At 66.0% G+C, this 21280-nt stretch carries 18 protein-coding genes and 1 pseudogene; 7 read left to right on the forward strand and 12 right to left on the reverse strand.

The annotated features are described in order from the left end of the window. Together BBTA_RS21850 and parC are read right to left on the reverse strand one after the other, a co-directional pair. Positions 1-963, reverse strand: a complete 963-nt coding sequence (locus tag BBTA_RS21850; RefSeq protein ID WP_012044681.1) for a cation diffusion facilitator family transporter — start codon at positions 961-963, stop codon at positions 1-3. A gap of 83 nt (positions 964-1046) precedes the next feature. Further along, positions 1047-3299: a DNA topoisomerase IV subunit A gene (gene parC, locus BBTA_RS21855; protein ID WP_012044682.1), complete on the reverse strand. Its 2253-nt coding sequence runs from the start codon at positions 3297-3299 to the stop codon at positions 1047-1049. A 390-nt stretch (positions 3300-3689) separates the two neighbouring features. Here parC and BBTA_RS21860 point away from each other — a divergent pair, with 390 nt between their 5' ends. From BBTA_RS21860 to BBTA_RS21885, 6 genes are all read left to right on the forward strand, one after another. Then, the gene (locus tag BBTA_RS21860) at positions 3690-4520 is read left to right on the forward strand and encodes an alpha/beta fold hydrolase (RefSeq protein ID WP_012044683.1); all 831 of its coding nucleotides are present in this window, start codon (positions 3690-3692) and stop codon (positions 4518-4520) included. A gap of 513 nt (positions 4521-5033) precedes the next feature. Continuing rightward, the gene (locus BBTA_RS21865; protein ID WP_012044684.1) at positions 5034-5252 is read left to right on the forward strand and encodes a hypothetical protein; all 219 of its coding nucleotides are present in this window, start codon (positions 5034-5036) and stop codon (positions 5250-5252) included. Positions 5253-5574: 322 nt separating this feature from the next. Beyond that, entirely contained in the window at positions 5575-6786 is a 1212-nt protein-coding gene (locus tag BBTA_RS21870; protein ID WP_012044685.1) for an ABC transporter substrate-binding protein, read from the forward strand. Between the two features lie 10 nt (positions 6787-6796). Continuing rightward, positions 6797-8530, forward strand: a complete 1734-nt coding sequence (locus BBTA_RS21875) for an FAD-dependent oxidoreductase (protein WP_012044686.1) — start codon at positions 6797-6799, stop codon at positions 8528-8530. Continuing rightward, positions 8527-9288 carry an SDR family NAD(P)-dependent oxidoreductase gene (locus BBTA_RS21880; RefSeq protein ID WP_012044687.1) on the forward strand — a complete coding sequence of 254 codons (762 nt, stop codon included), beginning with the start codon at positions 8527-8529 and terminating at the stop codon, positions 9286-9288. The genes BBTA_RS21875 and BBTA_RS21880 overlap by 4 nt, the downstream gene beginning before the upstream one ends. Positions 9289-9320: 32 nt before the next feature. After that, entirely contained in the window at positions 9321-10112 is a 792-nt protein-coding gene (locus BBTA_RS21885) for an IclR family transcriptional regulator (RefSeq protein WP_012044689.1), read from the forward strand. Positions 10113-10220: 108 nt separating this feature from the next. Here the strand turns inward: BBTA_RS21885 and BBTA_RS39060 are convergent. The 3 genes and pseudogenes from BBTA_RS39060 to BBTA_RS21905 all read right to left on the reverse strand — a co-directional run. Further along, positions 10221-10739: pseudogene (locus BBTA_RS39060) on the reverse strand (glutathione S-transferase family protein); the annotation flags it as partial. A 307-nt stretch (positions 10740-11046) separates the two neighbouring features. Next, positions 11047-12648, reverse strand: a complete 1602-nt coding sequence (locus BBTA_RS21900; protein WP_012044690.1) for an FAD-binding protein — start codon at positions 12646-12648, stop codon at positions 11047-11049. Between the two features lies 1 nt (position 12649). After that, positions 12650-14311, reverse strand: coding sequence for an acetolactate synthase large subunit (locus tag BBTA_RS21905; RefSeq protein WP_012044691.1), 1662 nt, complete (start codon positions 14309-14311; stop codon positions 12650-12652). Between the two features lie 154 nt (positions 14312-14465). On the opposite strand from BBTA_RS21905, the gene BBTA_RS21910 reads away from it, so the two are divergent. After that, a complete protein-coding gene (locus tag BBTA_RS21910; RefSeq protein WP_012044692.1) occupies positions 14466-15497 on the forward strand; it encodes a LysR family transcriptional regulator in 1032 nt (343 codons plus the stop codon). Positions 15498-15534: 37 nt separating this feature from the next. Here BBTA_RS21910 and BBTA_RS21915 read toward each other — a convergent pair whose 3' ends face one another. From BBTA_RS21915 to lepB, 7 genes are all read right to left on the reverse strand, one after another. After that, on the reverse strand, positions 15535-15942 hold the full coding sequence (locus BBTA_RS21915) for an ACT domain-containing protein (protein ID WP_012044693.1): 408 nt from the start codon (positions 15940-15942) through the stop codon (positions 15535-15537). A 9-nt stretch (positions 15943-15951) separates the two neighbouring features. After that, positions 15952-16938 carry a glutathione S-transferase family protein gene (locus BBTA_RS21920; RefSeq protein ID WP_012044694.1) on the reverse strand — a complete coding sequence of 329 codons (987 nt, stop codon included), beginning with the start codon at positions 16936-16938 and terminating at the stop codon, positions 15952-15954. A gap of 32 nt (positions 16939-16970) precedes the next feature. Next, positions 16971-17717, reverse strand: a complete 747-nt coding sequence (recO, locus tag BBTA_RS21925; RefSeq protein WP_012044695.1) for a DNA repair protein RecO — start codon at positions 17715-17717, stop codon at positions 16971-16973. A gap of 247 nt (positions 17718-17964) precedes the next feature. Then, complete coding sequence (locus tag BBTA_RS21930) at positions 17965-18345, reverse strand: hypothetical protein (RefSeq protein WP_012044696.1); 381 nt, start codon at positions 18343-18345, stop codon at positions 17965-17967. Between the two features lie 2 nt (positions 18346-18347). Then, complete coding sequence (era, locus tag BBTA_RS21935) at positions 18348-19274, reverse strand: GTPase Era (RefSeq protein WP_012044697.1); 927 nt, start codon at positions 19272-19274, stop codon at positions 18348-18350. Further along, positions 19264-20370, reverse strand: a complete 1107-nt coding sequence (gene rnc, locus BBTA_RS21940; RefSeq protein ID WP_012044698.1) for a ribonuclease III — start codon at positions 20368-20370, stop codon at positions 19264-19266. The genes era and rnc overlap by 11 nt, the downstream gene beginning before the upstream one ends. Next, positions 20367-21128: a signal peptidase I gene (gene lepB, locus BBTA_RS21945; RefSeq protein ID WP_012044699.1), complete on the reverse strand. Its 762-nt coding sequence runs from the start codon at positions 21126-21128 to the stop codon at positions 20367-20369. Before lepB ends, rnc begins: the two co-directional genes overlap by 4 nt. Between the last annotated feature and the right edge of the window lie 152 nt (positions 21129-21280).

Here is a 21280-nt window from a genome sequence, read left to right on the forward strand (position 1 = left end):
TCAGACCACGTCCGCCGGCGCCAGCTTGCAGGCGCAGCCGTCGGCCTCGATCTGCAGCGTCGGATGCTGGATGTTGAAGCGGCGGGACAGCTCGGCGCAGACCTGATGCAGGAACGCGTCGTCGGTGCCGCCCGGCCGCACCAGATGCGCGGTCAGCGCGGTCTCGTTGGTGCTCATCGCCCAGATGTGGAGATCATGTACCTCGCTGACGCCGTCGAGCGCGGCGAGATAGTCGCGCACCTCCGGCAGCGCGATGTCGCGCGGCACGGCGTCGAGCGCGAGGTTGACGCTGTCGCGCGCGAGCTCCCAGCCGCTCAGCAGCACCACCACCGCGATGATCAGGCTGACCACCGGATCGACCCATAGCCAGCCGGTCCAGATCGTCACCAGCGCGGCCACGACGACGCCGAACGACACGCCAGCATCGGCGGCCATGTGCAGATAGGCGCCACGAATGTTGAGATCGGTGTCGCGGCCGCGCATGAACAACAGCGCGGTGGCGCCGTTGATGACGATGCCGAGCGACGCGACCCACAGCACGGTGCTGCCGGCCACTTCGCCGGGGTTGCGCAGGCGATCAATGGCTTCGACGGCGATGCCGCCGACCACGAGCAGCAGCAGGCCGGCATTGATGAGCGCAGCGAGGATCGAGGCGCGCCGATAGCCGTAGGTGTGGCGATCGGTCGGCTTGCGGCCGGACAGCCAGAGCGCACCCCAGGCCAGCAGCAGCGACATCACGTCGGAAAGATTGTGGACGGCGTCCGAGATCAGCGCCAGCGAGTTCGCGGCATAGCCGAACACGAGTTCGGCGATGACGAACGCGGTGTTGAGCGAGACGCCGATCGCGAACGCCGCACCGAAGCTCGTGGGCGCGTGGCTGTGGCCGGCGTGGCCGTGGGCGTGAGACTGGCCATGATCATGCGAATGATCATGGCCGTGATGGTGAGAATGCGAGTGCGCCATCCGAAAGGTCCCCGGCGATCGCGCTACCTCGTGATCGCCTGCTGTCTGATATAGACGGCGGCCGGACGGATACTATTACGTCGCTACTCGATCGGCCGGTTGAACTTGTTCGACTTCGGCAGCCCCTGCGCGATGCGGCCGGCGTCGGCGCGGTTGCCGCGGTAGTCGGCCAGCTCCTTCCAGCTGAGGCCCTGGTCGCGACCGGCGGAATCCTTCCAGGCCAGCCCCTGCTTCTGCTCGAACGTCGTGACGTCGGACAGTTGCGCGCTGGTGTATTTCTGCAGCCGGACGCCGCGGCCGCGCGCCATCTCCGGCACCTGATCGAGACCGAACACCACCATCTTGTGGTTGGTGCCGATCACCGCGACCTGATCGCCCTGGACGGTGGTGATCGCGCGCGCCTCGGCCGGCGCCGTCACGTTCAGCACCTGCTTGCCCTTGCGGGTGTTGCTGACGCAATCCTCCTCCTTGACCACGAACCCCTGGCCGTCGGAGGCGGCAATGAGGAATTTGCGCTCGCCCTTGCTGACGAACATCGAGACGATCGAGGCGTCCTGGTCGAGGTCGATGAACATGCGGATCGGCTCGCCATGGCCGCGGCCGCCGGGCAGCTTGCCGACATCGAGCGAGTAGAACTTGCCGTTGGAGGCGAACAGCAGCACCTTGGACGTGTTCTCGGCGAAAAACGCCTGGCCGAGCTGGTCGTCGGTCTTGAACTGCAGGTTCGACAGATCGGCGACGTGGCCCTTGAGCGTGCGCACCCAGCCCTTCTCGGAGACGACCACCGTGACCGGCTCGCGCTCAATGAAGGCTTCCTCGATGGCGGCGAGGTCGTGCTCCGGCGCGTCGGCGAAATTGGTGCGGCGTCGGCCCAGCGGCGTCTTCGGCCCGAACAGGTCGCGCACTGTCTTGACCTGCTCGCCGACCTTGGCCCACTGCACCTGCTCGGAGGCGAGCAGCTCGTTGATGCCCTTGAGCTCGCCACGCAGGTTCTTGTCCTCGGTGCGGATCTCCATTTCCTCGAGCTTGCGCAGCGAGCGCAGGCGCATGTTGAGGATCGCCTCGGCCTGCACCTCGGTGAGCTTGAAGGTCTTCATCAGGACCGGCTTCGGCTCATCCTCGGTGCGGATGATCCGGATCACCTCGTCGATATTGAGATAGGCGATCAGATAGCCGCCCAGGATCTCCAGCCGGTTCTCGATCTGCTTCTTGCGGTAGTTCGAGCGCCGCAGCAGCACGTCACGCAGATGGTCGAGCCATTCGCGCAGGCACTCGGCGAGACCCACCACTTTCGGGATCTTGCCCTTGATCAGCACGTTCAGGTTCAGCGGAATCTTGCTCTCGAGATCGGTCAGCCGGAACAGCGATTCCATCATCAGCGCGGGATCGACGTTCTTCGACTTCGGCTCGATGACGAGCCGCACATCCTCGGCGGATTCATCGCGGACGTCGCCGACCAGCGGCAGCTTCTTCTCGTTGAGCAGCTCGGCGATCTTCTCGACCAGGCGCGACTTCTGCACGAGATAGGGGATCTCGGTGATCACCACGATCCAGGTGCCGCGGTTGCCCTCCTCCTGCTTCCACTTGGCACGGACGCGGAACGAGCCGCGGCCCGTGGTGTAGGCCTCGATGATCGACTCCTTCGAGTCGATCACGGTGCCGCCGGTCGGGAAGTCCGGGCCTTTCACCCAGCGCAACAGCGCGCGCGACTTGGCGTCGGGCTTCTCGATCAGATGCAGCGCGGCGTCGCACAGCTCGGCGGCGTTGTGCGGCGGGATCGAGGTCGCCATGCCCACGGCGATGCCCTGCGCGCCATTGGCGAGCAGGTTCGGGAAGCCGCCCGGAAGCACCACCGGCTCCTTCGACTGGCCGTCATAATTCGGCCGGAACTCGACGCCGTCCTCGTCGATGCCCTCGAGCAGCAGCCGCGCGACGTCGGTCATGCGCGCTTCGGTGTAGCGGTAGGCGGCGGCGTTATCGCCGTCGATATTGCCGAAATTGCCCTGGCCGTCGACCAGCGGATAGCGCGAGGAGAAATCCTGCGCGAGGCGCACCATCGCGTCGTAGATCGCCTGGTCGCCATGCGGATGGAACGAGCCCATCACGTCGCCGACGATCTTGGCCGACTTCTTGAACGCCGTGCCGGGATCGAGCCGCAGCAGCCGCATGCCGTAGAGGATGCGCCGGTGCACCGGCTTGAGGCCGTCGCGGGCGTCGGGCAACGCGCGGTGCATGATGGTGGAGAGCGCATAAGCCAGATAGCGCTCTTCCAGCGCCTCGCGCAGTGCGACCTCGTGAATCTCCGCGGGCTCCGGCGGAATCAGCGATTTTCCCATTAGCGTTGAGCTTTCAATGAGTTAGCCCATGGGCTTGAGCCAACGTGAACGATTTGGGAACAGGCTTTATGCGATCGCGGGCCCCGGCGCAACGATGCGCTCGCCGGGTTCCGCGCACGCGATCGAGGCGTCCGGCATGGAACCGGGCGGCTTGCCTGGGAACGGCGCTGAATAAGGCCGCCATCATGCTGGGGCGCTGGCTCATGATTTGAGCAGAGCGCATCGCAGCCTCGGGGCGTAACGATGTCGCATATACCTCTGCCGTACTGAGAACCTCCGTGGTGACGGATAAGATGACGATGCACCCCCTCGCCGACACATTGCATCGACGCGGGGCGCCAGCGGGCCGCGCCTTCGCGGCTGACTCCATCCCGAGAGAAAGGCACAGCCATGAGCTCAGGTTACGTGACGACATCGGACGGCACGCAGATCTTCTACAAGGATTGGGGCGCGGGGCAGCCCATCGTCTTCCACCATGGCTGGCCGCTGTCGTCAGACGACTGGGACGCGCAGATGCTGTTCTTCCTCGCCAAGGGGTTTCGCGTCATCGCGCATGACCGTCGCGGCCATGGCCGGTCGAGCCAGACAGAGACTGGCAATGAGATGGATACATATGCGGCCGATGTCGCCGCCCTCGCCGCCAAGCTCGACCTCAAGGATGCTGTTCATGTCGGCCACTCCACCGGCGGCGGCGAGGTCGCGCGCTATGTGGCGAAGCATGGCAAGGGCCGCGTCGCCAAGGCGGCGCTGCTCGGCGCCGTGCCGCCGATCATGCTGAAGACCGAGAGCAATCCGGGCGGCCTGCCGATCGAGGTCTTCGACGGCTTCCGTGCCGCGCTCGCCGCCAACCGCGCGCAGTTCTTCCTCGATATTCCGACCGGCCCGTTCTACGGCTTCAACCGCGCCGGCGCCAAAATCTCCGAAGGCGTGATCCGCAATTGGTGGCGCCAGGGCATGATGGGCGGCACCAAGGCGCATTACGACTGCATCAAGGCGTTCTCCGAGACCGACTTCACCGAGGATCTCAAGGCGATCGACGTGCCCGTGCTGCTGATGCATGGCGAGGACGACCAGATCGTGCCGATCGACGATTCCGCGCGCATCGGCATCAAGCTGCTGAAACATGGGACCTTGAAGACCTATCCCGGCTTCCCGCACGGCATGGCCACCACGCATGCCGAAATCATCAATGCGGACCTGCTGGCGTTCATCAAGGGGTAACCCGACGGCCCCGTTCGCTGAACGAGACGCGCTTTTCAGTGAATAGCCAAACGCAGATGACGGGGGAGACGCCCCAGCTTGCTCTCATGGCCGGGCTTGTCCCGGCCATCCACGTCGTAGCGCACCCAAAAGGACGTGGATGTTCCGGCCTTCGTCGCGCCGAAGCGGCTTCGGCCGCGCAGGCGGGGCAAACCCGGGCATGACGAGCTGATACTCATCCGCCATCGCTTCAATCCCCTTAGCTGACGCTGTGGTCAAACCTCCGCCTCCTACGTCTCGCGACGACCGCGATACGTTGCTGATGTGAAATCGTCCTGATCTGCCCGCCACAGCTCGGCTCGACGGGCAGTTTGCACATGGGAGACTCGCATTTCTGCATAATCGAATCGGCTCACGGGGAACCGGTCGGCCGGGCCGCGCGTTGATCGCGTGAAGTTGCCAATGAAGTTGCCAAGCCTCGCAGCGTATCGCGTCAACGATTTTTCCGAACTCCTCTGCTGCGGATCCCGTCCGATGAAGGACTTTTCAGACGCTTCATTTTCTCCTGACCTGATTGCGCTGATGACGCAGGCGCTCGATGGCGCCGTGGCCGCCCTTCCCGAGCCGGTCAGTTCAACCCATGTCACCCTGCTCGCGGAGTCGGTCCTGCGGGCGGCCAAGACGGGAGAACGCGACCCCGCGGTGATGCAGCGCCTCGCCTTGCTCGAACTGCAAATCATGCCGCGCGTGTAGCGCGCGGACGCCCCTTCCTTCGCTGCGCACACGAACGCCTGTTCTGTGAGCGCGATCTCCTCGTCATGGCCGGGCCTGTCCCGTCCATCCACGCGGCACCGCACACGCCGAACGACGTTGATGCCTGGGGCAAGCCCGGGCATCACGAGGACCTCCATGGGCGGACGCACCACGGCGCTCATCGACCAAGACATCAAAGCTCAAGCCTGTTCCGACCACCATTGTCGCGCCGCATGCGCGCTATTCGCAATTGACAAATCAATTCGTCAATGCCTAACTCGTGATCACCGCCGACAGAGCGGATGAACCGGGGAGGATCTTCATGCGACGGCAGCTGCTCGCCTGCGCGTTTCTGGCCACAACATCATTCCTTGCGACCAACGCATCGGCCCAGGTCTCCGACGACGTGGTGCGGATCGGCGTGCTGACGGACCTTTCGAGCTGGGGACGCGACAACAGCGGCCCGGGTTCGGTCGAAGCCGCGAAGATGGCCGTGGAGGAGTTCGGTCCCACCGTGCTCGGCAAGCCGATCGAGATCATCAGCGCCGACCACCAGATGAAGACCGACGTCGGCACCACGATCGTCCGCGACTGGTTCGACAACGGCAAGGTCGATGCGGTCGTCGATATCCCCAATTCCGGTATCGCGATCGCCGTGCACAACATGGTGCGCGAGCGCAACAAGATCGCGCTGCTGTCCGGCCCCGGCGCAAGCTCGCTGACCGATGAGCTGTGCAGCCCGAACACCGTGCATTTCACCTACGACACCTATGCGCTGTCCAAGGTGACGACCTCCGCTGTGATCAGCCAGGGCGGCAAGTCCTGGTACTTCATCACCGCGGACTACGCCTTCGGCCAGCAGCTCGAAAAGGACGCCACGCGCTTCATCAAGGAGCTCGGCGGCACCATCCTCGGCGGCGTCAAGCATCCGACCAACACCGCCGACTTCTCCTCCTTTGCGCTGCAGGCGCAGAGCTCGAAGGCGGATGTCGTCGCCTTCGCCAATGCCGGCCAGGACACCGACAATGCCATCAAGCAGTCCGGTGAGTTCGGCCTGGTCAAGGGCGGCCAGAAGCTGGTCGGCCTCCTGATGTTCGACACCGACGTACATGCGATCGGCCTCGAGGCAGCCCAAGGCACCTACATGACGACGGCGTCATACTGGAACATGGACGACAACACCCGCGCCTGGTCGAAGAGGTTCTTCGTCCGCACCAAGGTGATGCCGACCATGATTCAGACCGGCGTCTACGGATCCGTGCTGCATTATCTCAAGGCGATCAAGGCGGCCGGCACCGATGATCCCAAGGCTGTCATGGCCAAGATGCGCGAGCTGCCGATCGAGGATGTTTTCGTCCACGGCGGCAAGCTGCGCGAGGATGGCCGCGTCGTCCGCGACATGTATCTCGCGCGCGTCAAGAAGCCGTCGGAATCCAAGGAGCCGTGGGACTATCTGGAGATCGTCAAGACCGTGAAGGGCGAGGATGCATTCCGCCCGGTCTCCGAATCCAAGTGCCCGCTGTTGAAGAAATAGGAGCACGTCCATGAGCGGAGCTGAACCCAAGGACGGCGACAGCTATGATTGCGACGTGCTGGTGGTCGGCTCCGGCTGCGCCGGGCTGTCGGCGGCGGTCACCGCCGCTTATGCCGGGCTGAAGGTCGTGGTCACCGAGAAGGAGCCGCGCTTCGGCGGCACCACGGCGCGCTCCGGCGGCTGGCTGTGGATTCCCGGCACGTCGCTGGCCAAGGCCTGGGGCATCGACGAGCCGCCGGACTTGGCGCGTACCTATTTGCGTCACGAAGCCGGCAACAATTACGACGCCGCGCGGGTCGATGCGTTCCTGACCAAGGGGCCGGAGGCAGTCGACTTCTTCACCAGCAAGACGGCGCTGAAATTCGACATGCCGCTGACCTTTCCGGACTATCACGCGGAGGCGCCGGGCGGCACGCAAGGCGGTCGCTCGATGGTGACGCGGCCGTTCGACGGCCGCGAGCTCGGCCATCACATCAAGGATCTCGGGCAGCCCCTGCCCGAGCTCACCGTGTTCGGCATGATGCTCGGCTCCGGCAAGGAGATCATCCATTTCATGCGCGCGACGAAGTCGCTGACCTCGGCCTTCTACGTCGCCAAGCGGCTGTCGAAACATGCGCTGGACGTGCTGCGCCATGGCCGCGGCATGACGCTCACCAACGGCAATGCGCTGGCGGGGCGGCTGGCGAAATCGGCGTTCGACCTCGGCATTCCCTTGTGGCTGTCCTCGCCGGTGGCCGAGCTGATCCGCGACGGGGAGGCCGTGCGCGGCGCCGTGGTCACCCGGCAGGGCCGGCGTATCCGGGTGAATGCGCGGCTCGGCGTGGTGCTCGCCTGCGGCGGCTTCCCACATGACGTCGAACGACGCAGGGCGATGTTTCCGCATGCGCCGACGGGACAGGAGCATGTCTCGCCCGGGCCCGTCGGCAACACCGGCGATGGGCTTCGGCTGGCGGAAGCCGTCGGCGGCCGCGTCGAGGACGGCCTGCCGCATGCGGCGGCCTGGGTGCCGGTCTCCGTCACCACGCGGAAGGACGGCAGCAAAGGCGTGATGCCGCATTTCATCGATCGCGCTAAGCCGGGCGTGATCGCGGTGACCGCAGATGGCGTGCGCTTCGCCAATGAGGGCAATTCCTACCACGACTTCGTGCAGGCGATGGTGAAAGCGGCCAAGCCCGGCCGCGAGATCGCGGCCTACCTGGTCACCGATCACCGCTCGCTGCGCCGCTACGGACTCGGCTGCGTGCCGCCCTTCCCGATGCCGCTCAGCCACCATCTCAGCACGGGCTATCTCAAGCGCGGCGCGACGCTTGCCGAGCTCGCGCGCGTGACCGGAATCGATGCGATGTCGCTGGAAGCGACCGTCGCCGCCTTCAATGCGGATGCCGCGCTCGGCCAGGATCCGGGTTTCGGCAAGGGCTCGCGCGCCTACAACCGCTATCAGGGCGATGCACTGCATGGGCCGAACCCGTGCGTCGCGCCGATCAAGGACGGGCCGTTCTACGCGATCAAGATGGTGATCGGCGATCTCGGCACCTATGCCGGAATCCGCACCGACGAACACGCCCGCGCGCTCGACGCCCAGGGCCAGCCGATCGAGGGGCTCTATGCCGCCGGCAACGACATGGCGAGCATCATGGGCGGCACCTATCCCGGCGCCGGGATCACGCTGGGACCGGCGCTGACATTCGGCTACATTGCCGGCCGGCATCTCGCCGAACGCGCTGGCCAAGGGAGCGCCGCATGAGCGACAGTCAGATGTTGGCCGGACGGCTCGCCCTGGTCACGGGGGCCGCGAACGGCAATGGCCGCGCGATTGCGCTCGGGCTCGCCGGCCGCGGCGCCGATCTTGTCATCACCGATATCGACGTGGACGGGGCCGAGCGTTGCGCCACCGAGATCCGCGACCACGGCCGCAAGGCGTGGGCGCATCGGCTCGACGTCACCGACGCCGCGGGCTGCACCGCATTGGCGGCGCAGCTGCGCGCCGAGGTCGGCGCCATCTCGATCCTCGTCAACAATGCCGGCATCATCATCCGCGAGAACATCGACTCGCCGCGCGCGGCGCAGAACTGGCAGCGCGTGCTCGACGTCAATCTCAACGGCGTGTTCAACGTCACCTATGCCTTTCTCGGCGCCTTGCGCGAGACGCGCGGCACGATCGTCAACATCGCCTCCGTCGCGTCCTTCATCGGCATCAGCAACACGCTGGGCTACTCGCCGTCCAAGGGCGGCGTGAAGTCGCTGACCCAGGCGCTGGCCCGCGAGCTCGCGCCCGACGGCATCCGCGTCAACGCTATCGCGCCCGGCGTGATCGCGACCGCGATGACCGAGTCGACCCGCAATGATCCGGAGCGGCTCGCCGGCTTCATGAGCCGCACGCCGCTCGGCCGAGTCGGCCAGCCGGAGGAGCTCGCCGGCCCCGTCGCGTTCCTGGTCTCCGACATGGCGTCCTACGTCAACGGCGTCACGCTGCCGGTCGACGGCGGCTTCCTGGCGGTGTAGGCACGGCGCCGGACCAGGAGACCTTCAACAGCATGGGACGAGAGAGCCGCGGTATCCAGTCGATCGAGGTCGGCGGCACCTTGCTGCAGGCCCTGGCGCGCAGCGGCGAGCCGATGATGCTGCGCGACCTCGCGCGCGAGGCCGGGCTGCCGCCCGCCAAGGCGCATCCCTATCTCGTCAGCTTCTCGCGCATCGGCCTGATCGAGCAGGACGCGACCACCGGCCGCTACGAGATCGGCCCGCTGGCGCTCGAGCTCGGCCTGATCAGCCTGCGAAGGCTGTCGGCCGTGCGGATCGCGACACCCAAGATCGCCGCACTCGCCGGCGCCATCGACCACGCGGTGTCGCTCGCGGTGTGGGGCACCAACGGCCCGACCGTGGTGCGGCTGGAGGAGCCGAGCCATGCGGTGCATATCGTGATGCGCGTCGGTTCGATCATGGCACTGCTGGAGACCGCGACGGGCCGCGCTTTCGCAGCCTTTCTTCCGCCGAAGACAGTCAAGGCCGCGCTCGACGCCGGCCTCGATCATCTCGGCGTCGGCTACAATCCGAAGCGCGCCCCCAAGAGTCCGAAGGTCACGGAGATGCTGGCCGAGGTGCGCGCGCAAGGCCTGGCGCGCGCCGTCGGCGATCCCCTTCCCGGCGTCAACGCCTTCGCCGCGCCGGTGTTCGATCATGCCGGACACATCGCGCTGGTGATCACCGCGATGGGGCCGGCCGGCACCTTCGATGCCGGCTGGCAATCCCCCCTCGCCAACCGCCTGCGGGCTTGCGCGGCCGAGATCTCCAAACAGCTCGGCCACGGCATCGTGCAGCCAGCGTAGCCCTTGCGCCGCGGCCGAACGCATGTCGGGCCACGGCTCGGCCCAGGCCGGCAGCCGCATCAGGCCATCGAGCCAGCGCACGATGTTCGGAAACGTCTCGAACGGCATCTCCGCCTCGCGCCAATCAGTCGCCATCGACGCCGCGGCGAAATCGGCGATGGTCAGCCGGTCGCAGGCGACGTGGCTGTGCGAGCGCAGATGCGCGTCGAGCACAGATGCGAAGGTCTTGAGGTCGGCGACCTTGTCGATCAGCGCAGCGCGGTTCGGCGCCCCGAGCCCGAAATTCTTCCGCACGATGTGCTCGAAATAGAACGGCGCGACCGCCGGACTCCAGTGACTGTCGGTCCAGGCCAGCCAGCGCAGCACCTCGACCTGCTCCTGCGGATGGCGCGCTGGCCACATGTCGCAGCTCTCGCGGACGCAGAGATGCGCCATGATGGCGGTGGACTCCCACAGCACGGTCTCGCCATCCACCAGCACCGGCGCCTTCATGTTGGGATTGAGCGCGGCGAAGTCCGGCGTCTTCAGGCCACGGCTGATGTCGATGAACTCGGCCGGCGCGCCGAGATGCTTGACCAGCGCCAGCACGCGGCGCGGCGCCTGGGCCTTGATCCAATAGATCTTCATGACGGATCTCCGTTTCCGATACTATGAAGACGAACGCACGAGCGCCGGATCGACAGCGGCCCACGGAAAAGTTTGCAACGGTTCCGCGGATGCCCGCCGCTCTCCTAGCTAGGCTGGCCAACGGCTGGTGCATAGGCTTCGCCAGGCGGCTCTCCGTCGTCATGCCCGGGCTCCGTCCCGGGCATCCAGGTCCGTCCGCGGTTGCCGAAAGATGTGGATGGACGGGACAAGCCCGGCCATGACGCCGCGGAGGGAGGCAGACCCAAGCTCGGAGCATCCTACGCGACAGACTTGCCGCCTCGGGAGATCACATTCCCCGCGCAGCTGCCCGTGCCGTCAGGATGCAGCCCGGCAGGAAGGTGCCTTCCAACGAGCGCTTGCCCGACGCGCCGCCGCCGCCGAAGCCGGCCGCCTCGCCCACCGCATAGAGGCCCGGGATCGGCGCGCCCGCCGCATCCAGCACCCGACTCTGCAGATCGGTCTTGAGGCCACCGAGGCTCTTGCGGGTGATCAGCTGCATGTGGATCGCGATGTACGGCCCTGCCCCGATGGATTGCAGCGGCGCCGGCTTGCAGGTGCGGAGCTTGTCCGGGCCCCATTGTCGCGCATGCAGGATGCGGCGCAGCTGATCGTCGTTGAATAGCCTGTCGCCATTCTTGAAGTTGGCGTCGAAGGCATCGGCCGTCGCCTGCAGCACCTCCGGCTTGACGTCGTCCGTGCCGGTCAGCGCGTTCATCTTGGCGGCAAGGCCGGCGAGGGTCGGATCGACCAGGAAGTGCCGGCTCTCGCGCTGCATCTGCCGGACCAGGCGATGGTTGCCGAGCAGCATCTCCTTGAGGAACATCGGCATCTGGCGGTCGCGGATGCGCGGATTGTGCTCGGCGCCCGAGATGGCGAACTCCCTGGCGGCGATGCGCCAGTTCAGGAGATGCCACGTATAGGGCTTCTCCTGCGACGCGACGCGCTGGCACAGATCATGAGTATCAAAGCCGGTGACCAGCGGCTCCGGCCCGATGCGTTCGCCACGGTGATTGAGCCAAAGCGCCGATTTGCACGGCACCAGCGACAGGCCATGGCCTTCGAAATGCGGAAAGGGATGCGGAATGCCGGCGGCGTAGTTCCACATCTCGCCGGCATGCGTGATCTCAGCGCCGACCGTATCGGCGGCGTGGTGGTGCAGCTTCCCATCCGCAAACGGATGCGCGCCGTTGAGCATCGCCGCCGGCAGCGGCCGCCCTCTCACCCAATTCGCACGGGCTTCCTCATGGCTGCCATTGATGCCGCCCATCGCCAGCACCGTCAGCGGCGCGGCGATGCGGATCTCGGCGCCGGTCTCCTCGTTGACGGCCACCACGCCCGACACGGCGCCCGCAGTGTGATCAAGGCTGACGGCGCGGTGACGATGCAGCACGGTCAGCCGGCCGCCTTTGTCGGCGGCGCGCATTGCATCGATCATCACCCGCGTAAGCCGCTGCGATGTTCCCCAGACGATGTGATAGCGCGGCAGCGCATTGCCGTCGCCCTGCAGGCCGCGCTCGACCCAGTTCACCGCCGGCATGAAGGTCACGCCATGCGACAGCAGCCAGTCATAGACCTCGGCACGCGAGTGCTCGACGTAATAGCGCGCCCATTGCAGCGGCCAGTGCTCGGACGCGTCGAGTTCGCCGAACCTGATCCAGTCGCGCAGCGCGATCTCGGGCGTGTCGGGGATCTTCATCCGCGCCTGCAGCGGGGTGCCGACCAGCGCCATGCCGCCGAACGCCCACAGCGCCAGCCCGCCGAACCGCCCCGGTGTGTCGCGATCCACCAGGGTCACGGACTTGCCGCGCCGCAGCGCCTCCAGCGCCGTGACGATGCCGGCGAGACCGCCGCCGGCGATGACCACATCGGATTGAATGGCCGTGCTCATGTCACGGCGCGATCTTGCGCTTGAGCATGCGCGCGACCGACAGCGGCATGCGATCCAGCGAGCCCAACAGATGCGGCAGCAGCTTCAGCTTGAGCCCGGAGAGCGCCGGCGGCACTACCGCTTCGATCAGATGCGGCCCCGGCCGTTTCAGCGCACTGGCCAAGGCATCCGTCAACTCATCCGGTGTGGTGGCACGGGTCGCGCGCACGCCCATGCCGTCGGCGATCTGGGCGAACTTCAACACCGGTCCGTGCAGGTCGAGCTGAGCTCTGGCCTTTGGCCCGATCCGCTCGGCGCCGACCCGCTCCAGTTCGACATTGAGCACTGAATAGGAGGCGTTGTTGAAGATGATGGCGGTGACGTTCAATTGCTCGCGCGCGATCGTCCACAGCGACTGGATCGTGTACATCGAGCTGCCATCGCCGATCAGAGCGATCACCGGCCGGTCCGGGCAGGCGATCGCGGCGCCGATCGCATTCGGCAGCCCCTGCCCGATGGCACCGCCTGTCAGCGTGATCAGATCATGGCGCGGCGCGCCGGCGGTGAATTTCGACAGCATCAGGCCGGAGCTGATGGCCTCGTCGATGAGGATGGCGTTCTCGGGCAGCAGATGCCCCACCGCTTTGCAGACCTTCTCCGCCGTGAGCTTGTTGCCGCGCGGACGTCCGGGCCGCGCCGGCGGCGCCAATGGTGGCGTAGCACTCTCAGCCTGCAGCGCGGCCGCAAGCTTTTTAAGGCTGCCGGCGGCGTCCTGCGCCGGGGTCGACAGGGTCAGCACCTTGCAATTGTCGGGAGCGAGATAGCTCTTCTTGCCCGGATAGGCGAAGAACGACACCGGCGCCTTGGCGTCGACCAGTATGAGCGTGTCGATCTCCCGGAGCTGGATCGACGCCATCTCGGCGAGATAGGCGATGCGATCGACCGCAGGCAGGCCGGCGCCGCGCTGCATGCGCGTCGGAAAGGTCTCGGCATAGACCTTGACGCCGCAAGTCGCGGCAATGCGCGCCGCGGCCAGCAGCGACTCTTCGTGCAGCGCCGTGCCACCGAGCAGAATGGCACTGCGGCCGCCCGCCTTGATGGTGTCGGCGACCTCCGTCACGGTCGCATCGTCCGCGGCGGGAGGCGGCTCGATCACTGGTGCCGGCTCCGGAACGCCGCCCTCGCCCCAGGAGACATCGGCGGGCAGGATCAAGGTCGCCACCTGCCCTGGCCAGGAGCACGCCGCCTTGACGGCCGCGACCGCGTCCCGGCACAGTTCGGAGGTCACCTGCGACGTCCAGACGAAGTTGGGCGAGACGTTGCGGGCCACGGTCTCGATGTCGGACTGCAGCTGCGCGTCGTATTTGACGTGGTAGGTCGCGTGGTCGCCGACGATGTTGACGACCGGCACCTTGCCCTTGCGCGCATTGTGCAGGTTGGCGAGCCCATTGCCGAGACCGCAGCCGAGATGCAGCAAGGTCGCCGCGGGCATGCCGGTCATGCGCGCATAACCATCGGCCGCGCCGGTGGCGACGCCCTCGAATAGGCACAGCACGGCGCGCATCTCGGCTGCGGAATCCAGCGCCGCGACGAAGTGCATTTCGGACGTGCCGGGATTGGTGAAGCAGACCCGCACGCCAGCATTGGCGAGGGTCCGTATCAGAGCTTGTGCGCCATTGGGCATGGAGACGGCCTGTTGCCGAGGGGCGCCAGAGCATGAGCGCGACCCCGATCGGCCTGGCTGTGGCGTTCCCCGATGTTGTTTGTGTCATTGTGGGATTGACGCGCCAAGAAATCCAATGAATTGTTGTGCCTCAATCAATGCATTGCGATCATCAATGGATATTCCAACCCTCCGGCAATTGCAGCAGTTGGTGTTCCTCGCCGACGAGCGGCATTTCGCCAAGGCTGCCAAGCGCGCGAACGTCACCCAGTCGGCGCTCAGCCGCAGCCTGCAGACCTTGGAGGACGCGGTCGGCATGCGCCTGTTCGACCGCAGCTCGCGCTCGGTTGAGATCACGCCGGTCGGCGAGCGGCTGGTGGCCCACGCGCAAACGCTGCTCTCCAGCGCCGCCGATCTTGGCCGCGAGATGCGCATGCTGCGGTCGGGCGATGCCGGCGAGGTCGCCGTCGGCGTCGGCGCCTTCACCGCGCTGACCTTGCTGCCGGAGGCGCTGGCGCGGCTCTATGCCGAGCACCCGTCGGTCCGCGTGACCCTGGTGCAGGACAATTGGCGCGCGCTGATGCATCTGCTGCAGCAGGGCAAGCTCGACTTCTTCCTGGCGCACACGTCGGATATCCGCGGCGATGACGGCCTTCAGGTCGAGGCCCTCGGCAATCAGCCGGGACACTTCTACTGCCGGCCGGCACATCCGCTGGCCGGACGGTCTGCGCTCTCGGCCCGCGACCTGGCCGGTCAGCGCTTCGCCTCGGTCATCATCCCGGAGGATTTCAGCAAGCGCTTGAACCAGCTGATCGCGTCGGACGACGGCAATGGCTTCGCCGTCACGCTGCAATCCGAGAATGTCAGCCTGCTGACGCAGGTCGCGATCCGCTCGGACCTCCTGCTGCTCGCCGGCGATGCCGTGCTCACCTCCGAGCTTGCATCCGGCCAGCTGGTCCGGCTCGATGTCAAGGAGCTGGAGGAGCCGCGCATCTCAGGTCTCCTGATGGCTCAGTTCGGCATGCTCACGCTGAAGGGGCGCACGCTCTCGCCTGCCGCCATGGTGCTGATGGACATGGTCCGCGCGGAAGCCGGCCGAACGCTGATGCCGCCGAGAGCCGGGGCAGCGCCGCCGCGCCGCAAGACGCGGCCGTCGTCGCGCACCAAGACGAAGCCGGCTCGCTCCGCCATCAAGCGCCGCGCCTGAGCTCCAGCGTCACCACCTGCGCGTCAGCAGCCAGCCGTCAGCGCCGGGCTTGGTCCGACATCCGCCGCAGCACCGCCAAGGCCTCTTCGGCGCGTTGCTCGGGCACGAACAGATGATCGTGGTGAAACGCGGATACCGCGTTGACGCTGATGCCGACTGCGGCCAGCTCCGCCGTCACGGCGGCGAGAAAACCGACCGCATCCAGTGCGGAATGGACGGTGAGCGTGATCAGGCGTGCTGCGAACTGCCAGGTCAGGCCGGCCAGCTCGGCATGCTCACGCCGCAGGATCAGCGTGATGCCTTCACGCTCACGAAACAGCATGATCGGCGTCAGCGTCGCGGGAAGCGCGTCGGTCGTACCGATCGTGCAGAACACGAAGACGCCATCCTGCAGCTCAGGCGTCATCGTCTTGAGCAGCGAAGCCAGCTCACGCTCGCCTGTCATCGGCCTTCGTCAGCTCGCCGACAGGCGCTCGCGCCCATGCGCCGCGGTGAAATCCTGCAACGGCCCGACCGGGACAATGCCGGTCGGATTGATGGTGCGGTGGCTTTCGTAATAATGCCGCTTGATGTGCTCGAAATTCACCGTCGCCGCAACGCCGGGCCATTGGTAGAGGTCGCGCGTATAGGCCGACAGATGCGGATAGTCGGCGATGCGGCGGATGTTGCACTTGAAGTGGCCGACATAGACGGCATCGAATCGGATCAACGTGGTGAACAACCGGATATCGGCCTCGGTCATGGCATCGCCGAGCAGGAAGCGGCGGGTCGCCAATCGCTCCTCCAGCCAGTCGAGCGTCGCGAACAGCGGCCCGATCGCCTCCTCATAGGCGGCTTGGGTGGTCGCAAAACCGCATTTGTAGACGCCGTTGTTGAGCGTGTCGTAGACGCGCTGATTGATGGCGTCGATCTCGCTGCGCGACGGCTCCGGATAATAGTCGCCTGGCGCGGCGCCGACGCCGTCGAACGCCGTATTGAGCATCCGGATGATCTCGGACGACTCGTTGTTGACGATGGTTCGCTGCGCCTTGTCCCACAGCACCGGCACGGTGACGCGCCCCGAATAATGCGGATCGGCCGCGGTGTAGACCTGGTGCAGCAGCTCGGCGTGATTGATGCTGTCGCGCACGACGGCCGGGCCGTCGGCAAAGGTCCAGCCCTGCTCCCGCATCAGCCAATGCACGACCGAGACGGAGATCATCTCGGTCAATCCCTTCAGCGCCCGCATGATCAGGGTACGGTGCGCCCAGGGACAGGCCAGGCTGACATAGAGGTGGTAGCGCCCGGGCTCCGCCTTGAAGCCGCCGGACCCGGTCGGGCCCGGGCTGCCGTCGGCGGTGACGAAGCTGCGAAACGACGAATCCTTGCGCACGAAGCGCCCGCCCGAGGCTGCCGTGTCGTACCAGACGTCGTGCCATTGGCCGTCGACGAGCAATCCCATCAGCCTTCTCCAACCTTAAACTTGCGCCAGCCCTAGACTTGCGCCAGCCGCGCCCTCGCCCGTGTCACCGCATTGATGAAGCCTTCGCGCGCATCGGAGTGGCCCTGCCCACGCGGCTCCAGCACGTGACGTAGCAGGAACAGGCCGGTCAGGCGAAAGCCATCGAGCAGGTCCTGATCGCTGAAGCCATGATCGTCCTCGCTCTCACGCAGGAACGGCGGCAGCGGCAGCAGCCGGTCGGCCCAGGGCGCGCCGGCGCTGCGCGACACCGCGCCGCCGGATTTGGGCGAGACGTAGACCAGGTCGGTGGTTTCGCCGGTCGCGGCGCAGGACTCCAGATCGAGCCCGAAGCCGAGTTCGGCCAGGATCGCGAGCTCGAAGCGCACGATGTGAACCGCGGCTCCGCCGGCCTCGGCGAAATCGTCGAGCGCATGTTCCAGCCTCAGATACATCTCCTGATGCGGATCGCGCTCGGGCAACAGCCGCGCCAGCGCCGCGAGATGGGTCACCCCATAGGCGCCATGCGCGACCGACATCAGCTCCGCCGCGCGCAGCGTCAGGCCGTCGATCGCGTACATGCCAAGATGCTCGTCGAGCCGTGCACGCCAGACCGCCCGCACCGTATTGCCGGGCTGCAGCATCGGCCGCATGCGCGCGCCGCTGGCGCCCCGCACCAGCCCGAGATGGCGGCCATGCTCGCGCGTCAGCAGTTCCAGCACGGCCGAGGATTCGCCGTGCCGCCGCAGCCCCAGCACGATGCCGTCATCGGTCCATTCCATGAGGCGGACGGTCTCCACGGTTCTCACAGGGCGCTCGATCGCCAACGCCAACTGCGCATCGATGGCTAACGTAGCCTGCGCGTGATATCTCCGCAAACACCTCAATGGGACGAGCCAAGCGGGCCTGCCGCCTCCGATTCTCCCTGGCACCGCCCGGTGACGCCGGCAATCATGCGGCGAACGCGTCAGGCTTGCTGGTCGATGGCGGGCTCCGCTCCAGCTTCAAACGAGGCCGGGCACAGTGAGCTCACGCATTGAACCAGCCGCGAGCATCGCCAGTGAAGGAGTAGTACAGCCCGATGGTCGTGAGTGCGCAGGAGATGACCTCGATGCCGGCGTCGAGGGTCATGCCCTTCTGGCCGATGACCTGCACCAGCGACATGTCCGACAGCACCAGCGCGGCCAGGATCACCCAGCGCGGCCAGTTCTTGCGGCGCTGCGCCGCCAGATAGACGAAATAGAACAGCAGCAGGATGATGGCGCCGTTGAGCACGGTCTGCGCCGTGATCATGTCCTCCGTCATGTCGAAGCTCGGCGTGCGATCGGACACGGCCACAGAAAGTGCATCCAGCATCAACGAGATGTAGAGCAGGACTTCGAACCACAACACGTTGCGCGGCACGCTCATTGTCATTCCCTGGGGAACTCAAGCCCCATTTCCCGATAGCGATCGGGATCGTCGCCCCAGTTCTCACGGACCTTGACGAACAGGAAGAGATGCACCGGCACGCCGGTGATCTCGGCGATCTCCTTGCGCGACTGTGCGCCGATCGACTTGATCGTCGCGCCGCCCTTGCCGAGCACGATCTTGCGCTGGCTGTCGCGCTCCACGAAGATCGTCTGTTCGATCCGGATCGAACCGTCCTTGCGCTCCGTCCAGCTGTCGGTCTCGACGGTGGATTGATACGGCAATTCCTGATGCAGATGCGAGTAGATCTTTTCGCGGGTGATCTCGGCCGCGAGGTGACGCATCGGCGCGTCCGACATCTGGTCCTCGGGATAATGGAACGGACCGGGCGGCACCATTGCCGCCAGCGCCTGCTTGAGATCGTCGACTCCATCGCCGGAGAGCGCCGAGATCATGAAGGTGCGCGCAAAGGGCAGCTTCTCATTGGCCGCCGCAACCAGCGCCAGCAGCTTCTCGCGCGGCACCAGATCGACCTTGTTGACCACCAGGATCTTCTGATGCGCGACCGCGGCCGCCTTGTCGATGATGGCCTGCGCCTCGTCGTCGAGACCCTTCTTGGCGTCGAGCAGCACGCAGACGAGATCGGCATCATGGGCGCCGCTCCAGGCCGTCGTCACCATGGCGCGATCGAGCCGGCGCTTCGGCGAGAAAATGCCGGGCGTGTCGACCAGAATGATCTGCGACGTTCCCTCGATCACGATGCCACGGATCAGCGCGCGCGTAGTCTGCACCTTGCGCGAGACGATCGTGACCTTGGAGCCCACCAACGCATTGACCAGCGTCGACTTGCCGACATTGGGGGCGCCGATCAGCGCGACGAATCCGCAGCGGGTCTCCGCCCCCGGCCCGGCGTGTTGCTCAGCCGTCATTGCTGCCGCCGCTGACGCCTTCACGTTCGATCATGACGGATGCGGCCACCTTCTCCGCTGCACGTTTGGACCCGCCAACCCCTTCGGCCGACTCCAGGCCCGGCAGATCGACGGCGACCCGGAACTGCGGGTCGTGATGTGGACCGGTCCGCTCGACCTCGCGATACACCGGCGTCGGCAGGCCCTTGCCCTGGGCCCATTCCTGCAGCACCGTCTTGGGATCGCGCAAGGGACGCCGCGGCTTGTGCATGCGCTCCGTCCAGTTGCGCTCGACGAAACCGGCCGCGGCCGCATAACCGCCGTCCAGGAAGATCGCGCCGATCACCGCCTCGCAGACATCCCCCAGCACCGACTTGCGCAGCCGCGCGCCCGCCCCTGCGCCGACGGCGCCGAGCTTGATGTCATCGAGCAGGCCGAGCGATTTGGCAACGTCGGCACAGCTTTCCTTGCGCACGAGATCGGCCAGCCGCTTCGACAATTCGCCCTCATCGGCGCTTGGAAACGACCGGTAGAGCATGTCGGAGACGATCAGGCCGAGCACGTGATCGCCGAGGAATTCAAGCCGCTGATAGCTGTCACCGCGCTTCTTGGACGATTTCAGCGCCGAGACGTGGGTAACGGCGGTGCTGAGCAAGGACGGATCGGCAAAGTGATGCCCGATTCGCGCTTCGATCGCGGCATTGGCCGCCTTCTCGGCGGCCCTGGCGCCCTTGGTCGCGCTGGCGCCAGCACTCTTGGTGCCGCGACTGCCCTTGGCCTTGCTCCGCGGCTTGGCATCAGACTTCTCCGCAGGCGGTGCGTCAGGTCCGGCGTCTGTCTCCGCCTGGGCCTCGCTAGCGTCGGCGCCGCGGGACTCGGTCTTTGCCTCTGCCTTGTCGGACTTGGCCTCGACCTTGGCTTCAGGCTTGGTATCAGACTTGGTATCAGACTTGGCTTCAGATCTTCCGTCAGGCTTCGGTTCGGACTTTATCTCGGACTTGCTCTCCGATCTGGGCCGGGACACGGATTTCGCCGGCGAGTCCAGCGCAGCCGTGCCCGATTGCGGGCTCGGCGCGGCCGCCTGGGTGGTCTGGATCTCGGGTGAGTCGTCGATCATCGCACAATTTTGAAAATACGGTTCCAACGCACCGACACCGGCCAACGCCAGAAGGCCCAGGCATGCTCGCCTTCGGCGATGGAGAAAAAGATCAGCTGGGCGCGGCCGACAATGTTCTCGAACGGCACATAGCCCACCTGGGACAAGAAGCGGCTATCGGTCGAGTTATCGCGGTTGTCGCCCATCATGAAGAAGTGGCCGGGCGGCACGGTGTAGACATTGGTGTTGTCGACATAGCCATTGTCGACGCAATCCAGCGTCTCGTAGCTCACGCCGTTCGGCAGGGTTTCCTTCCAGCGTTTCACCCGCGCCGTGGAGTCCGGCTGCCCGCACGGATCCTCTCCGACGAAATCGCTGAGACGCTCGCGCTGCACCGGCTTGTCGTTGATGTAGAGCAGGCCCTCGCGGACCTGGATCCGATCGCCCGGCAAGCCGATCACGCGCTTGATGTAGTCGGTGGTGTCGTCCTTCGGCAGACGGAACACGACGATATCGCCCCGGCTCGGCTCGGAGCCGAAGATGCGGCCGGAAAACAGCGGCGGCGACAGCGGGATCGAGTAGTGGCTGTAGCCGTAGGAATATTTCGACACGAACAGATAATCGCCGACCAGCAGCGTCGCCTTCATCGATCCCGACGGGATGTTGAAGGGCTGGAACAGGAAGGTGCGGATCACGAGCGCGATCAGGAGCGCATGAACGACGACGCGAACGGTTTCGCCGACGCCGCTCTCAGTCTTGGTTCCGGAGGTCACGCTCATCGCTCTTTCACTGTCCCTTGGCGAATGGTCCGACGATTCGCCAGCCGTTGCAGAACACCCTCCTCCCCGCGAACAACGCTTCGTGCCGCGGTTTGAGGGAGTCTGGCCTGATTCTGGTGGTAAAGGCCAATTCCGGTATGACCCAGAATCCG

Origin of the sequence: Bradyrhizobium sp. BTAi1 (genome assembly GCF_000015165.1) — a bacterium.
In the GTDB taxonomy this organism is placed as follows: Bacteria; Pseudomonadota; Alphaproteobacteria; order Rhizobiales; family Xanthobacteraceae; genus Bradyrhizobium; species Bradyrhizobium denitrificans.

What these genes read in the sequence shown, in the direction of transcription:
- BBTA_RS21850 (WP_012044681.1), bottom strand. Translation starts at nt 963, where the DNA reads ATGGCGCACTCGCATTCTCACCATCACGGCCATGATCATTCGCATGAT.
- parC (WP_012044682.1), bottom strand. Translation starts at nt 3,299, where the DNA reads ATGGGAAAATCGCTGATTCCGCCGGAGCCCGCGGAGATTCACGAGGTC.
- BBTA_RS21860 (WP_012044683.1), top strand. Translation starts at nt 3,690, where the DNA reads ATGAGCTCAGGTTACGTGACGACATCGGACGGCACGCAGATCTTCTAC.
- BBTA_RS21865 (WP_012044684.1), top strand. Translation starts at nt 5,034, where the DNA reads ATGAAGGACTTTTCAGACGCTTCATTTTCTCCTGACCTGATTGCGCTG.
- BBTA_RS21870 (WP_012044685.1), top strand. Translation starts at nt 5,575, where the DNA reads ATGCGACGGCAGCTGCTCGCCTGCGCGTTTCTGGCCACAACATCATTC.
- BBTA_RS21875 (WP_012044686.1), top strand. Translation starts at nt 6,797, where the DNA reads ATGAGCGGAGCTGAACCCAAGGACGGCGACAGCTATGATTGCGACGTG.
- BBTA_RS21880 (WP_012044687.1), top strand. Translation starts at nt 8,527, where the DNA reads ATGAGCGACAGTCAGATGTTGGCCGGACGGCTCGCCCTGGTCACGGGG.
- BBTA_RS21885 (WP_012044689.1), top strand. Translation starts at nt 9,321, where the DNA reads ATGGGACGAGAGAGCCGCGGTATCCAGTCGATCGAGGTCGGCGGCACC.
- BBTA_RS21900 (WP_012044690.1), bottom strand. Translation starts at nt 12,648, where the DNA reads ATGAGCACGGCCATTCAATCCGATGTGGTCATCGCCGGCGGCGGTCTC.
- BBTA_RS21905 (WP_012044691.1), bottom strand. Translation starts at nt 14,311, where the DNA reads ATGCCCAATGGCGCACAAGCTCTGATACGGACCCTCGCCAATGCTGGC.
- BBTA_RS21910 (WP_012044692.1), top strand. Translation starts at nt 14,466, where the DNA reads ATGGATATTCCAACCCTCCGGCAATTGCAGCAGTTGGTGTTCCTCGCC.
- BBTA_RS21915 (WP_012044693.1), bottom strand. Translation starts at nt 15,942, where the DNA reads ATGACAGGCGAGCGTGAGCTGGCTTCGCTGCTCAAGACGATGACGCCT.
- BBTA_RS21920 (WP_012044694.1), bottom strand. Translation starts at nt 16,938, where the DNA reads ATGGGATTGCTCGTCGACGGCCAATGGCACGACGTCTGGTACGACACG.
- recO (WP_012044695.1), bottom strand. Translation starts at nt 17,717, where the DNA reads ATGGAATGGACCGATGACGGCATCGTGCTGGGGCTGCGGCGGCACGGC.
- BBTA_RS21930 (WP_012044696.1), bottom strand. Translation starts at nt 18,345, where the DNA reads ATGAGCGTGCCGCGCAACGTGTTGTGGTTCGAAGTCCTGCTCTACATC.
- era (WP_012044697.1), bottom strand. Translation starts at nt 19,274, where the DNA reads ATGACGGCTGAGCAACACGCCGGGCCGGGGGCGGAGACCCGCTGCGGA.
- rnc (WP_012044698.1), bottom strand. Translation starts at nt 20,370, where the DNA reads ATGATCGACGACTCACCCGAGATCCAGACCACCCAGGCGGCCGCGCCG.
- lepB (WP_012044699.1), bottom strand. Translation starts at nt 21,128, where the DNA reads ATGAGCGTGACCTCCGGAACCAAGACTGAGAGCGGCGTCGGCGAAACC.